Below are 14389 nucleotides of genomic sequence, written 5' to 3'. Positions count from 1 at the left end.
CATTTATATCATTGACTTACAAACTAATTTAAGTAGTATTGAATTATGAATGTAATAATAGATGAAGTTTCCTTTTCGATTAAAGGTCAAATTGTTATTCCTCGGCGGTTAAGGAAAGAGTTTGAAATTGAGGAAGGTACGAGGGCTTATATTCAATCTACTTCCGAAGGTATCTTGATAAAACCTTTAACTAAAGCTCACATTAAACGCATGAGGGGCTCATTAAAGGGCAAGGGTGTTTTGAAATGTCTTATTGAAGATCGTGAGAGTGAGAGGGAAAAATAATGGCTGCAAAAGTAATCGATAGTTGGGCCTTAATTGCGTTTTTCGAAGATGAAAATGCTGCGGAAGAAGTCGAAAAAATCCTCAATCTTGCGTCTGTCAACCGTTGTAAACTTTTTATGAGCGTCGTGAATTGGGGAGAAGTGTATTATAGCACAATGAGAAAAACATCACGTGAAGTAGCTGACAAGGTGGCCGGGCAAATAGCTTCACTGCCCATCGAAATAGTAGGAGTCAGTGAAGATTTGGCTATGGTAAAACAGGCATCGCTTTATAAGGCATCTTATAAAATGTCTTATGCAGACTGTTTTGCAGCGGCATTGGCAAAAGAGAAGAAAGCTGAATTAATCACGGGTGATCTAGAGTTTAAGAATGTTGAAAATGAAATTAAAATCAACTGGTTGTAATAAAATTACCAGAATTGATCAGTAAAAGGGGGTCTAGGAAGATCGCTCAGGTATCTCAAAACCCGTAATGTCTGACGTCCCATTTGCGCAATTCACACAAGGTAAATGGAATTTTCAAAGTCCTGATCAGGGAGTGGGCAAATGAGTGGGATATTCATATCTAGAGCGATTTTCATGAAGTCATTATTATCAATCTTACCTAATAAGGAAAAACTAATGCAATTTGCACAAGATGGTCCAAACTGTTCTTCCAAAATATAAGGCCAAGGTTCATCAATCATCTCGAAGTTGATATAATTACATGACCATTCTTCAAATCTTTTAGTCACATTCATGATTACCCACATAAAACCATCTCTTCCTGAAAATATATCACTGATGCAGAAATTCTCGTCCGTATCCTCCATTTGATTTGCTTGAATCCATAATGAAATGGCCGCGCCAAAAATAGCAGCAGGATCAGGGTTTGCTGGTTCTGATATGTCGACAATATCATTACTTTTTGATTCACAGAATATGATTGTCGGATTAAATTCCATACCAACCTCCTAAAAATATTTTATGATTGACCGAAAAAAGTGGACAAGAGATGAGCTGATGGTTGCTCTAAATATCTATCAAAAGCTCAATTTTGGTCAGTTTGACAGTAAGAATCCTGTCATCACGCAAATTGCTCAAAAAATGGGGAGAACCCCAGGCTCTTTGGCTATGAAGCTCAGCAACCTTGCCTCTTTTGATCCCGCACTCAAATTGCGTGGAATCAAAGGGCTCTCTAGTGCGAGTAATTTGGATAAGGAGGTTTGGGAGGAATTCCATCACAACCTCAATCAAATGGTGCCCGAGAGCGAGGAAATGGTAAGAAAGCTTCTGGAGGTCGATTCTGATAGTGAATTGGAGGTTCTGCCGAAAGTTGGAATTAAATTGAAAAAATCGCCACCTAATGGCCCGACAGATACCATAACAAACGTAAAGGTAAGGCGAGGCCAAGATTATTTCAGGCAGGCCGTTTTGAATAACTACGGTGAAAGATGTGCTGTTACAGGTCTGCCCATTAGGGAGTTGTTGATTGCTTCGCACATTTTGCCTTGGGGAACGCATGAAAAGGAAAGATTGAATGTGAGTAACGGCATTTGTTTGTCTCGACTCCATGATGCCGCTTTTGATCGAGGGTTTATCTCCTTTGATAAGGATCTGAAAATGGTACTTTCTCTCAAAATTAAATCTTGTTTGCCGCAATCTAGTGTTGAGGTCAATTTTTGTGCGTTTGAGGGCAAATCTCTTGCTTTGCCTGATGATGCTATTTTGCCTGATGAAACATTTCTTACTATTCATCGAAAAATGTACATTGAGTGAACGGACTTAACCACAGACGATGAGTCGAATTTTCTGGCTTGATGCAATTTGCTCTAGAGGAAGGGAATAACCAGCAGGTGTCAGCCTTGAGCTGTGCTATTACTTCATCTTTTCAAGGGTCTCGGTCAGGGGGGATTTGCCGGTGTAAGTGATGGTGAGAAAATCCTCGGGGCGGGTGAGGGCGACGTAGAAAAGGCGATTCTCATCCTCTTCCGAGAGTCCGTCATACTTGAGGAATGGCATTTGATCAGCCCAGATGACTATGACGGCGCGGTATTGGAGGCCTTTGGCTGAATGGATTGTCTGGATTTTGAGTCCATCGGAGCAGACCTGTCCGCGCAGGGTATAGTCATGTTTATTGGATATCCATTTTACGGGGCAGACTTCCGTGAGGGATTGAATCAAATCTTTCATGTGTCCAATATCAGGCTTGGTCGAGCCGTCAGGCGGCACAAAGGTATCGGAACATTTTCGGTAAAGCAGGGCGATATTTTCCGGGCGTAGGGGTTTGTTGATTTTCTGGCCGTCCCATTCACCCCTGAGCAAATTGCGGACGATCTTGACGATTTCCGCTGTTTCATCCGCCCTCGACTGAAAGGAATCATAAAGGACGGGCATAAATCCCGTTGTCCGGACTGAATTAGCCGGATCGACTTTAATGGCTTGGACACCCTCATCTTCATTAATCTCTTCGGCGAGTGCAAATTGCGCGGCGAGGCGGACGATTTCGGTGGAGTTCCGGTAATTACGGTTGAGGCGGAAACGGCTGGAGATTGTGCGTCCGACGGCCTTGATGCCGATAGCCGACCAGTTGATCTTTTTCGTTTTGTAAAGACCTTGTGCGCCATCACCGACAATAATCAAATCCCCGTTGTCGGGGTCTTTGAGTGCTTCCCGGGCGCACTCGAACCAGACAGGTTCAAAGTCTTGGGCTTCATCCACAAGGATCGAATCAAAAAAGCGGTAATCGCCTTGGCGTGAGCGCAATTTGCCCAGAAACCGTTTTCCCATCTGCTCGCTGTTTTCGGAGGTCAGTTTATTGCGGGTGACTCCATTGATGATGGCCCAGGCGTCAAAGTGAGTGACGCGGATATTGGAGTGTTCTTTGAGCGTGAATTTTAAATAAGCCGAAAGGGCAAAATTATAACATAAAAGGAGGATATTTCTTTTTGGGTCTTGGCCTGCGAGAAAACGAGCGCGGGAAATGAGGATGGCCGTTTTTCCTGAACCAGCCACGCCAAAGATGATGCGGTGGCCTTCACCAATCGAGCGGGCATACCTTTCTTGGTCTGCGTCGAGGATTTTGAGGTCATAAGCTGTAATCGGATGAGAGGAGGAGGATTCTTCAATGATCTTATGGACAGGGGGATTGATCCGGATTTCCGGGTGAATAATCATCCGCAAAATGTCCACTTGAGTCTTGTCCAAACGCGGAAAAGGCCAAGTGGGATCAAATCTCCGGGAGAGGGCTTGGCTGAGCTGGGTGCCATTCCATTTCTCCCATTGATCGAGATCATCAGCAGTAATGACGATTTCTGGGGGGAAGACCCGGTCGAAATCGGGGAATTTGCCTTTCGCTTTATCCAGTGCAATTTGTGTGAGGACAGCAATGTGGCCGAAGGGGAAGATAAACTTATTTGAATACTTGCCTCCTTTTTGAAGGAGTTGGCCAATGTCGAGGGATTGTTGGCATTCACCCTCTAGTCTCCACATATAATTCCGTGCCTGAGTGAGGGGATGTTTGTCAGTTTTAGGATGCCCATATTGTTTATGGGTAATCTCTTGGGGATTCATTTCGAGCAAATTGCCCAGATACCACCCTTTCACTTCAATAATCATGATCCCGAGGTCGGGGGCAATGACCACAAAATCGGGCATACGGCGGTTAATACGGGGTTCATAATAAACCAGATAATCTTCAGGCAATTTTTCCAAGAGGGCAAAAACCTTTTTTTCACCGACTGTCGCATTTTGCGGGAGACTACTGGGAATCATGTTTGCCATTTTTGACCTTTTCTATGTGTGTAAAAGTTAATAAAGACTGGTGTTTCTGTCATCATAATAAGTAATTTTTTTTAAAATTTAAGATGAACAATGGTTTAAACCATAAATTAAGAATCAATAGTCCAGGATTAGTGCCTAATGATTTCTTAATTGTGAAATATTTTAAAAAATGAGTTCGATGCAGCTCATGACCGTAGGTTGTAGGTCCGGTTTTCTCTCCTTATTCTCCGGCGATTGTCCCTTCTTTTTTGAAGAGGCGCAGGAAGCTGCGGTTGCTTTTGGGAGAACCTGCTGAGACGACGGTAAAGACGGCAATAATAACAATGATCGCGCCGATCAGGGAATGGATCGGGAGGTGTTCATGGTTTAAGGTGACACCGAGAAAGACGGCGATGACGGGATTAATATAGGCGTAAGTCGAGACTTTCCCGATCTCGACGTGACGGATCAGGAAGTTATAAGACGAGAAACCAATCAGTGAACCAAAGACGATCAGGTAAGTAAAAGCGAGGAGGCTTTTTGTCGAGGCTTGGGAAAAATGGAATGTGGTGTGATCCCCCTGGATGAAAGCTAAGAGCAGAACGACGACACCCCCGGCCAACATCTGGCAGGCGGTAAAGGTGAAGGGGTCATGCACTTTAATATTCCGAATGCGCACCGAGGCGTAGGCCCAGAGTGCAGAGGATATCAAAGTCACAAAGGCACAAACAATTTGCACCGGGCGCCAACTGGCTTGGTGGGGGCTCAAGAGGAGATAGATGCCCGCAAAACCGAAAATGATCCCGGCGATCTTCACGGCAAAAACCCGGTCCCGTTTATGGTGGTGAAGAGTCAGGAGGAACATAAACAAAGGAACTGTCGAATAAATCAACGCGACAAAACTGCTGTCCAGATACTGGACGACGGTTGTCCCGACGGCATTCCCGCAAGGCACCAGGAGGATACCCGTAATGATCGCCTCACGGAGTTCCACCCGCGAGGGACGAGCCCCACCGATCAAACGGCTCCACAGATAGAGGATAAATCCCGCTAGGGCGAAGCGGCTGCCACTCAGTAAAAGAGGGGGCAGGGTTTCTACAGAATATTTCATCCCCAGGTAGGTCGAACCCCAAATGAGATAAATGGCGCAAAACGCCAAAATGATTTTGAACTTCATGGCATTCGGATGACTCATGATGGGGAGAAAAGAATATATTAGTGTCCCTGTGCGGCTTTTGCAAAGGCTAGGGCTTCCTCGGGCGTGAGCAATTTGCATTCGAGCTGCAGGTCTGAGATTTCGTCGAGGATTCTGCCCATGGCGGGGCCGGGGGCAAACCCGATAGCCATGAGGTCGCGCCCGCTGATCAAGGGTGGTGGAGCAATTTGCGCGGAGCCGTACTCCTCCTCCTTGGCGAGCAGAAATTCGTAATTGTCGAGTTTACGGTGGCTGGAGAGACAGTCGGATTTATGCAGGCAGAGTTCATCCGGGTAAGTCGGGCGTGCCATCATGCGTTTGAGCGTGGAGCTTTTCATCTTCCGGACATCCTTGAATTGCATGTGGTAGAGCACGAGATCGTGGACACTCGAGATGAGGGCATTGGAGGCTTTCAAACGGCGGAGGATCTCCACGGCGAGGTCCGCACCGCGTTTCTCGTGTTCATAATGATGAGGAATACCTTGCTCATCGAAGCTCAGGCACAGGGGCTTTGCGATGTCATGGAATAGAACTGACCAGGCGAGTGCGGGTGAGGGATCCTCAAGGGAATCGAGCATCAGGCAAGTGTGTGTCCAGACATCACCCTCGGGATGCCATTGGGGTGGCTGGGGACAGTCTACCATGGCCAAGGCCTCGGGAAGGATGAACCCGAGCAAATGGCTCTGGCGGAGGAGGTCGAGCCCGTGACCCGCCCGTGGGCCGGTGAGGATCCGGGTCATTTCCTCGCGGATACGCTCTGCGCTGACAGTGGTGATCTGTGGGGCGAGCTCCTGGAGAGCATCCCATGTGGTGGGATCGACTGAAAAATCGAAGCGATTGGCAAAACGGATACAGCGCAAGAGGCGGAGTTTATCCTCGTTGAAACGCAGGGCAGGCTCTCCAATCGCCCGGAGCATTTTGCCCGCGATATCGGCTCGGCCATCCACATAGTCGAGGGTTTCGCCCGTCAGGGGATTAAAGAAAAGGCCATTGATGGTAAAGTCTCGGCGGCGAGCGTCCTCTTGGGCTGTGGTGAAATGCACGGACTCGGGGCGCCGTCCATCGGCGTAATAACCGTCATTACGGAATGTGGCGACCTCGGTCGGGATGCCTTCATCGATGACGAGGATGACCCCGTACGAGATCCCGACAGCCTCGGTACGTGGAAAAAGGGACTGGACTTCGGAGGGAGTCGCACTTGTGGCGACATCATAGTCATGGGGAATGATTCCCATGAGCATGTCCCGTACGCAGCCACCTGCGAAATAAGCGGTGTGGCCGGCGTTTGCCAGGGTGTGAACGATCCTAGTCGCGTTTGGCCGGTTCATGATGTTGCTTGTAGAAAATGTAAATCAGTCCACCGGGCAAACTGATGATCAAACCGACGATAAAACTCATTAATCCGATACTCAGAGCGGCGGCGGCGGCGATGCCCTGATGGACGGTCAGGAACCGGACATAGAGGCCTTCACGTACTCCGAGACCGCCGGGCGTGACGGGAATCGAGATCAGGAGATTGATCATCGGTACGATAAAAAGGAGTTCCCTCAGTGATGTGCCATCGGGGACAAAGGTCAGGGCCAGAAAATAAGTCGAAAAGACACCTGCCAGATGGACGGTAATGGAGATAAAGAGAGACTCAAAAAAGATCCGGGGATGGTGGGCATAAATCTGGTAGGCATCCACGAGCTCGACACATTTTTCACGGAAAGGAATTTTCGAGAGGAGCCAGCCGATAAAAGGGACTCTTTGGGGGAGGGAACGCCATAATCCGATGACCATGACGGATAGGCAGCCGATCATGATCAACGTCGCAGCGTAGACAACAGTCCTGGTCTTCGGTTCGGAAAAAGCCTCGTGGATATTCAAGATCAGCATAGCCCCGAAAAGGATGAAAAGCCCCATGAGCCCGATGAGACGGTCGACGACGATGGACATCAGCACACTGGTCTTTTTTTCAGGAACCCCCTTGATGGCGTAAATGAGTTTAATCAAGTCCCCGCCGGTACCTCCGGGCATGAAGTTATTAAAAAACGCGCCGATCCAGTTAATACAAAGCGTATGGCGGATCGTGAAATAGATGCCTTGGACGGTGAGCAGGAGTTTCCACCGCACGGAGGTGATAAAGATCATATAGAAAGCCAGGAATACGGACGGGATCAGGTAAAGATAGTTTGCTTGTGCCAAGGTCTCCGGCAGGTCCCGCATGGACTCTTTATTCCTCTGGTAAATCATGAAGAATATCGCGAGGGCAATGACGACCTTAATCAAAGTCCAGCTGAGGGATTTTATTTTTTGTTTCATTTCGGTTTGATTAATCTCTCAAGGATTTCACGGCTCGCGACCACGTCTTCCGAACGAGTCCGGGGACTGAGCTCGATGACCTTGATGGCATCTTTTGCAAGATAAGGAGCTAAAATCCCAAAGTCGATATTTCCTTTGCCTACCGGCTGATGATCCTTATCGGGTTTGATGACATCATGAATATGCCATCCAGCCCGGTAGGAGTCGGTGAGTGCCAAAAGATCGGTGTGCCTCATGAACCCAAGGAAATCCCGGGATTGGGCGTGCCCCGTATCATGCCAATAACGCAGGGTGCTTCCTTCAAAATGCTTAAACAGCACGGGCAACTCGCGTTCAGACGGGATTTCCTCGTAAAGGTAGCGGGTTTCAGCCCCGAGGATGATATTTTGCTGGGCGGCGTACGCGACGATAGGTTCGAGGGTTTGGATCATGGAGTCCCATGCACCCACGATTTTTTTCTCGCGTTCCATCACCGAGCGGAGCTTGATTTCGGCGTATTCCTTAGAGTTTTTCTTTTCCTGTTTGTAGAGGGCGACGAGTTGCTCGGTGTAGTTTTTCATCGGGACGATGCCGAGGTGGAGGACGACGGCTTCCGCATCGAGGCGTTTGGCGAAATCGATGGTTTGGCGTGTTTGCCGGATGGCACTGGAGCGTTCAGTCGGGCTCCGGCCTGAAAAGAGGAAATGATTTGGTGCGGCATCATGGACACCGGCGGGCAAGGGGCAGAAATTATGGAGGCTGCGGATGCGGATGAGTTTGTCTTTGTGGGCGCGCAAGATGCCTTCCACGAGCGAGAGTTTTGTACCGTGGCCGAGCTCCACAGCCTCGAAACCCAGATCCTTGATCTGTTCGAGCATTTTCCCGCCGTCATTGTGGCGGTGGGAATTCCAGCATGTGGAAAGGGAAAACATGGTCAATATAGATAAAGGAAACCGTTTATCTGTGCAATCCTGATACAAAAAAAAGCCCCGGTGATTTACCGGGGCTTTTAAATTTGTCGTCCGGTGAGGGACTAGAGCCTATTCATTCCAATCATCATATTGAAACGGGCTGTTTTTTCTTTGCGACGTTTTTTGTCCCCGGGCTTCTCATAGAAGCGGCGGTTACGCACATCACGCAGAGTACCTTCGCGATCGAGTTTCTTTTTTAAACGACGCAAAGCTTTATCAATTGTCTCACCTTTTTTTAGTCTGATTTCTGGCATAATGTTATATTCACCCCGCTTTCTCTTATATTTAAGGGAGGTGAATATTGGCAATTCTTCCCCCTCTGGTCAATGATCTGGTTGATATTTTTTAATATTGACCGTTATGATAATTATAAAACATTGCATTAGAGCTTCTTATTAAGAATTTCCTACAGGAGTAATCATGATTGAAATTAAGTAAAAACACATAAAAAGCGGGGTGCGTATTCATATTTCAGGGTGATAAATCATTCAAACAGGACGGAAATCATTGTCGTCTAGTTGATCCGGGTCGGGTAGATTTTTTCTATCTGAAAGGATGAACTCAAGTCTTGTCCATTTTGGTTTCAGGATTAGGATTTTAAATCCATGGCCACTCCTTTTGCACATCTTCATCTTCATACCGAGTATAGTTTACTCGATGGATTTGTGCGTATTCCGGATTTGATGAAGAAAGCCCGTGCGCTGGATATGCCTGCTGTGGCGATTACCGACCACGGGAATATGTTCGGTGTGGTGGAATTTTATCAAGAGGCCCAGAAAGAGTTTAAGTCCGCCCAAGCAAAAAATCCGGACAAAGAGATCAAACCCATCAATCCGATTATTGGTTGCGAGGTGTATGTGGCCCCGGGGGACCGACGAGAAAAACAGGCGACCAGCGGACGTGATGCCTCTTCCCATTTTACTCTTTTGGCGAAGAATGAGGAAGGTTACCAGAATCTCGTCAAACTCGTGAGTGCGGCTTATTTGGAAGGTTTTTATTATAAGCCCCGCATCGACCATGAGCTTCTGGAGAAACATTCAAAAGGGATTATTGCTTTGAGCGGGTGTTTCAAGGGGGAGATATCCCAAGCGATCCTGAATGGTAACGAGAAAAAAGCGCGTGATCTAGTCGGAAAATTCAAGAATATCTTTGAGCCCGGTGACTTTTACCTCGAAATGCACAACCATTTGCGCGACGAGAACGCGCAGGTCAACCGTTCCCTCGTGCAATTTGCGCGGGAATTCTCCCTGCCACTGGTCGCCACGAATGATGTACACTTTCTCGAGCGCAGCCATCACGAGGCACACGATGTCCTGATCTGTATCGGCACCGGGCACAATCTCAGTGACGAGAAAAGATTGCGGTATTCACCCGAGCTTTATCTCAAAAGTGGAGATGAGATGCTTTCGCTTTTTGCCGAGCACCCGCAGGCCGTGAGGAATACCCTGGAGATTGCCGAAAAATGCGATGTGAAGTTTGAATTCGGCAAAAATAAGTATCCGAAATACAATCCCCCGGGAGGCTTGAGTGAGGAAGAATACTTCCGAAAACTTTGTTATGAAGGTTTCGAGAAACGTTACGGGTTTGATTACCGGTATCCGGACAGGGCTGATGAGGGCAAAATGTCCCACAATAGCCGCGGAGAAAAGGTTCCTGCTAAGGTTTTATCCGACCGGCTGGTTTATGAGATCGGAGTCATTGAAAATACAGGGTTCCTAGCCTATTTCCTGATTGTTTGGGATTTTATCCATTGGGCAAAGACCAATGGGATCCCCGTGGGGCCTGGGCGTGGTTCCGCCGCCGGATCGATGGTTGCCTATTCTATGGGCATTACCGATTGTGACCCGATCCGGTTCGACCTTCTTTTTGAAAGATTCCTGAATCCAGAACGTATCTCACCGCCCGATATCGACGTGGACTTTTGCCAGACGGGTCGTGAGCGGGTCATTCGTTATGTCCGCGAGAAGTACGGCGAGAAAAATGTCTCGAATATCATTACATTCGGCACGATGGGGGCAAAGTCTGTCGTTCGTGACGTGGGCCGGGTCATGGGCTGGACCTATGGCGAGGCTGACCGGATCGCGAAAATGATCCCGACAGAACTGAATATTTCCCTGAATAGCTACGAAAAAAACGGCAAAAAAGTCGATGGGGCCATTGATAAGAATCCCGAGCTCAAACAAGCCGTCGAAAACGAGGCGGCGACAAAGGAACTCTGGGAATACGCCACCTTACTGGAAGGCATCTCGCGTAATGCCGGTGTGCATGCAGCCGGCGTGGTCATCGGAGACCGTCCTTTGGATGAATACATCCCGTTGGCCCGTGATGCCAATGGCCAAGGTGTCGTGAGCCAATATCCGATGGGTCCGCTCGGGGAACTGGGCATGCTCAAGATGGACTTCTTAGGGCTGAAAACCATGACGGTCATCCAGGATGCCATCGACCTGATCAAATCAAATCGGGGCCTTGATTTACAAATCCTCGATGTCCCTCTCGATGATCAGAAAACTTTCGACATCCTCAATAAAGGGATGTGTTCGGGGGTATTCCAGCTGGAGTCCGGTGGTATGGTCGATCTGTGCCGTCAATTCCAGATCGTCAGTGTCGATGACCTCGTCGCTTTGATCGCCCTTTATCGGCCTGGTCCGATGGCCTTGATCCCGGATTATATCAAATACAAGAAAGGCGAGGCCGAAGTCGTTTACGCCCATCCGCTACTGGAGCAGGTCTGTGCCGATACCTTTGGCATCATGATCTATCAGGAACAGGTCATGAAAGCGGCTTCTGTCCTCGCCGGTTACACCCTCGGGGGCGCGGATATGCTCCGCAGGGCCATGGGCAAAAAAGATGTCGAAAAAATGAAGCAGGAACGGGCGAAATTTGTCGAAGGCGCGAAAACGCTCAACGATATTCCGCAGAAAAAGGCCGAAGAACTCTTTGATTTGATTGAGAAATTTGCCGGTTACGGCTTTAACCGTTCCCACTCGGCGGCATACGGCCTCGTGAGTTATTGGACTGCCTACCTGAAGGCGAATTATACCGTGGAATTCATGGCGGCGGTGCTTTCAAATGAAGTCAATAACACAGACAAGATCGCCTATTATGTGAATGCCTGCCGCGAGTTGAATTTAAAAATCCTGGCGCCGGATGTGAATGGCAGCGGGTCGAAATTTAGCGTGGAAAACGGGCAGATCCGTTACGGGCTGTCCGCCGTGAAAAATGTCGGTGAAGTCGCCGTGGAAGCGATTATCAAGGAACGCGCTGAAAACGGGGCATTTAAGGATATTGAAGAATTTTGCGAACGGGTTGATTTGCGTGTGGTGAATAAGAAAGTGATCGAAAGCCTTGTTAAATGTGGTGCTTTCGACTCCATACGGACAGGTTCACGCCAAGGCCTTTTCTTGTCGATCGATATGTATCTGGACCGGGCCGCCTCCCACCAGCGGGACAAGGCCAGCGGACAGAATTCACTTTTCTCCCTCATGGATGAAGGGGTGAAAGAGACTTTTAAGGGAAAGAACAATGCGGACTCCCTGGAGGAATGGCCGACATCTGAGAAGCTCGGGTTTGAAAAGGAATTACTCGGGTTTTATGTGACGGGACATCCGCTTGATGAGTACCGCGCGACGATAGCGTCCCTGTCTTTGAATTCGATCCTCGAGATTGCCGACCTCCCCGACCGCAGTTTTATCCATGTGGCGGGCATTATCGCTTTAGCAGACAAGAAACTCAGCCAGAAAGACGGCCGCCCATGGGCGATTATCCAGCTCGAGGACCTCACCGATGGCATGGAGATGATGGTTTTCTCCGATACGTACGAAAAATGCGCCCTGCAATGTAAAGCCGGTGAAGTCGTCGTCGTGGCAGGAACAATCGATGCCCGTGAGGAACGCCGCAAATTGCGCGTGACAGAGCTTTTTTCACTGAAGGATGCCATGCAACGTTTTGGCAAACAAATCATCGTGCAGGTAAGGGCTACCGCACAATTTTCGGATAACCTGGGCAAATTGCGCGGGCTTTTCAGTGAGTATCCCGGGCGTGTGAATGTCCTCCTGCGTGTGGATCTGGAATCCGGTGACCGTGTCTATATCGAGACGGATGAACGTTTCAGTATCAATCTCGCCCCTGAATTCTGCACCCGACTCGAGTCCATCGTCGGCAAGACTGGTTACTCCCTTAAAGGCAAAATCGACATCGCCCCGCCCCCCGATAAAAAGCCTTGGATGAAACGTAACCAGAAACCACAGGGATAGGATTTTTTCAGCCAAGGCAAAGGTGTTTGATCAGGAAATCAATGGGATGATCTTGGTGGTTAAATTCGTGGGCGCCGTCAAATTCGTGATATTCAAATGCTCCGGGGATTTTGAGTTTCTGATAAGTTTTTTTAATTTCAGGGGCGAGCCTTCGGGCGTGTTTGACATCAAAAAGCTCATCTTTTTTCCCGACTTCGATATAGAGGGGGCGAGGGCAGACGAGCCGGGCGATTTCTGTGTCGAGAAAAGTATTCCCCGAGTTTAACCATGTCCAGTCCGGCCAATCTACGATGAAACGGTCATTAAAAAAGCAAGAGCTCGCAGCGGCCTTTATCCGGAGGTCGATGGCGGCTGTAAAAAGGGTGTAGAATCCCCCGTAGGAAAGGCCGATCATGCCGACTTTTGAGGAGTCGATCTCTTTGAGTGTAAGCAAGTGGTCGAGGGCGCGTTGGATTTTGAAAATTTCGAGTGCCGTGATGGAGCCACCCAGTTGTTTGAGCTGGATGTCGATTTTTTGGCGGTCATATTTCGGACCGAGGTTTTCTCCCCAGAGCAATATTTGCGGACAGAAAATAGCGAAACCTTTTTCGAGGAGCCGACGGCCCATATTGGTATAGTTCCAGTAAGGAAGGATTCCTGAAACATTCTCGGGTGCACCTGCCCCTCCATGCTGGAGAATGGCGAGGGGATAAGGCGCGGTGCAATGGTGGGGGGTGGCAAAAATCCCATAACAACTCACGCCGGGCATGACAGTGATATTCATGCGGTAAAAACTCCCGGCATCATCGCGGCCGATGAATTGTTTTTTGGCTCGGGGTGCCGCGAGTGTATCCGGGCGGGGTAAAAGGGGCCAACCGAGCATGCTTTGGAGCTGGGTGCGTCCTTTGCGTGTGGACTGGCGGTAGGCCGCCAGTGAGCGGGTGTCGGGTGAGAAAAACTTTTCGCGTACAGCGCGTGACTCTGCGCGGCGCCCTTTGATGAGAGCTTCTATTTCATCGAGTTGTTTTTGTCGATATGGTCGAGAATCGACAAAGTCCTCGGTGTGATACTTCTTACCCGGATATTTGTCCGCAAGAAAGGTGCGGTAGTCTTTGTGTTCTTTTTCCATACAAGAGGAGGACTATGTGTTTGCACCTCTCTGGTGTCAATATACTTTCAAGCGGGTCAAGAGAGAGTGATGAACTCCACCTCGGTGCGGAATTGTTTTTTGAGGTGTAAATTACCGAGCTGGTGATCGACCTCGTCGAGGAGTTCATCTTTACGGTTGACCGGAATTTTCCGGGGATGCAGGTCGAGGATGTCGAGACATGCATCGACGATGTCGAAAGTGCTGTCCTGATCGATTCTCTTGATCAGCCGGCGCAGTTGGGTCATGTAAAGGAGTGAAAGGTATTCTTCTTTCCGTCCAGGATTACCTGTTAGATCGTCGAGGTGGCGCTTCCATATTTTTCCACACGCGTTTTTTACTTTTTCACGCTGGGTGATATTGCCGATATTTTTGGTGAGTTCACGTGCAAATGCCTGATATTGGTCGATTTTTAGTCCGACCTCACTGCTGTTGACGGCTGCAAGGGCTGATTGGATAAACTGTTTTGTTTCGTCACCGAGGGCAAAACTGACCTCCCTGACGAGTTCGGAAAACAAACTTTCAGAGAAAAGGGT

At 48.6% G+C, this 14389-nt stretch carries 13 protein-coding genes; 4 read left to right on the top strand and 9 right to left on the bottom strand.

Translation table 11 applies throughout. The features are described from left to right. Positions 1-45: 45 nt before the first annotated feature. The gene (locus SGI98_12330) at positions 46-285 is read left to right on the top strand and encodes an AbrB/MazE/SpoVT family DNA-binding domain-containing protein (protein ID MDZ4744188.1); all 240 of its coding nucleotides are present in this window, start codon (positions 46-48) and stop codon (positions 283-285) included. Next, positions 285-689, top strand: a complete 405-nt coding sequence (locus SGI98_12325; protein MDZ4744187.1) for a type II toxin-antitoxin system VapC family toxin — start codon at positions 285-287, stop codon at positions 687-689. Before SGI98_12330 ends, SGI98_12325 begins: the two co-directional genes overlap by 1 nt. A gap of 92 nt (positions 690-781) precedes the next feature. On the opposite strand, the gene SGI98_12320 is transcribed toward SGI98_12325, so the two are convergent. Next, on the bottom strand, positions 782-1228 hold the full coding sequence (locus tag SGI98_12320; protein MDZ4744186.1) for a hypothetical protein: 447 nt from the start codon (positions 1226-1228) through the stop codon (positions 782-784). 22 nt (positions 1229-1250) lie between these two features. On the opposite strand from SGI98_12320, the gene SGI98_12315 reads away from it, so the two are divergent. Next, the gene (locus tag SGI98_12315; protein MDZ4744185.1) at positions 1251-2042 is read left to right on the top strand and encodes an HNH endonuclease; all 792 of its coding nucleotides are present in this window, start codon (positions 1251-1253) and stop codon (positions 2040-2042) included. Between the two features lie 99 nt (positions 2043-2141). On the opposite strand, the gene SGI98_12310 is transcribed toward SGI98_12315, so the two are convergent. The 6 genes from SGI98_12310 to rpsU form a co-directional block, all read right to left on the bottom strand. Continuing rightward, positions 2142-4046: a 3'-5' exonuclease gene (locus SGI98_12310; GenBank protein ID MDZ4744184.1), complete on the bottom strand. Its 1905-nt coding sequence runs from the start codon at positions 4044-4046 to the stop codon at positions 2142-2144. Between the two features lie 220 nt (positions 4047-4266). Then, on the bottom strand, positions 4267-5220 hold the full coding sequence (locus SGI98_12305) for an EamA family transporter (GenBank protein MDZ4744183.1): 954 nt from the start codon (positions 5218-5220) through the stop codon (positions 4267-4269). A 20-nt stretch (positions 5221-5240) separates the two neighbouring features. Then, on the bottom strand, positions 5241-6548 hold the full coding sequence (locus SGI98_12300) for a CCA tRNA nucleotidyltransferase (protein MDZ4744182.1): 1308 nt from the start codon (positions 6546-6548) through the stop codon (positions 5241-5243). Then, the gene (locus SGI98_12295) at positions 6526-7524 is read right to left on the bottom strand and encodes a lysylphosphatidylglycerol synthase transmembrane domain-containing protein (GenBank protein MDZ4744181.1); all 999 of its coding nucleotides are present in this window, start codon (positions 7522-7524) and stop codon (positions 6526-6528) included. The genes SGI98_12300 and SGI98_12295 overlap by 23 nt, the downstream gene beginning before the upstream one ends. Next, positions 7521-8435, bottom strand: a complete 915-nt coding sequence (locus SGI98_12290; GenBank protein ID MDZ4744180.1) for a TIM barrel protein — start codon at positions 8433-8435, stop codon at positions 7521-7523. The genes SGI98_12295 and SGI98_12290 overlap by 4 nt, the downstream gene beginning before the upstream one ends. Positions 8436-8536: 101 nt before the next feature. After that, a complete protein-coding gene (gene rpsU, locus SGI98_12285; GenBank protein MDZ4744179.1) occupies positions 8537-8728 on the bottom strand; it encodes a 30S ribosomal protein S21 in 192 nt (63 codons plus the stop codon). Between the two features lie 351 nt (positions 8729-9079). Here rpsU and dnaE point away from each other — a divergent pair, with 351 nt between their 5' ends. Next, on the top strand, positions 9080-12727 hold the full coding sequence (gene dnaE, locus SGI98_12280; GenBank protein ID MDZ4744178.1) for a DNA polymerase III subunit alpha: 3648 nt from the start codon (positions 9080-9082) through the stop codon (positions 12725-12727). Positions 12728-12734: 7 nt separating this feature from the next. Here the strand turns inward: dnaE and SGI98_12275 are convergent, their stop codons facing one another. Continuing rightward, the gene (locus tag SGI98_12275) at positions 12735-13835 is read right to left on the bottom strand and encodes a dienelactone hydrolase family protein (protein MDZ4744177.1); all 1101 of its coding nucleotides are present in this window, start codon (positions 13833-13835) and stop codon (positions 12735-12737) included. 56 nt (positions 13836-13891) lie between these two features. After that, positions 13892-14389 (bottom strand): hypothetical protein (locus SGI98_12270; GenBank protein ID MDZ4744176.1); only part of this gene is annotated, 498 nt, incomplete at its 5' end.

The sequence above is a fragment of the Verrucomicrobiota bacterium genome (genome assembly GCA_034440155.1).
Taxonomy (GTDB): Bacteria; Verrucomicrobiota; Verrucomicrobiia; order JAWXBN01; family JAWXBN01; genus JAWXBN01.
Note: the sequence above shows the minus strand (reverse complement) of the source record. Positions and strands in the feature narration are given on the sequence as shown.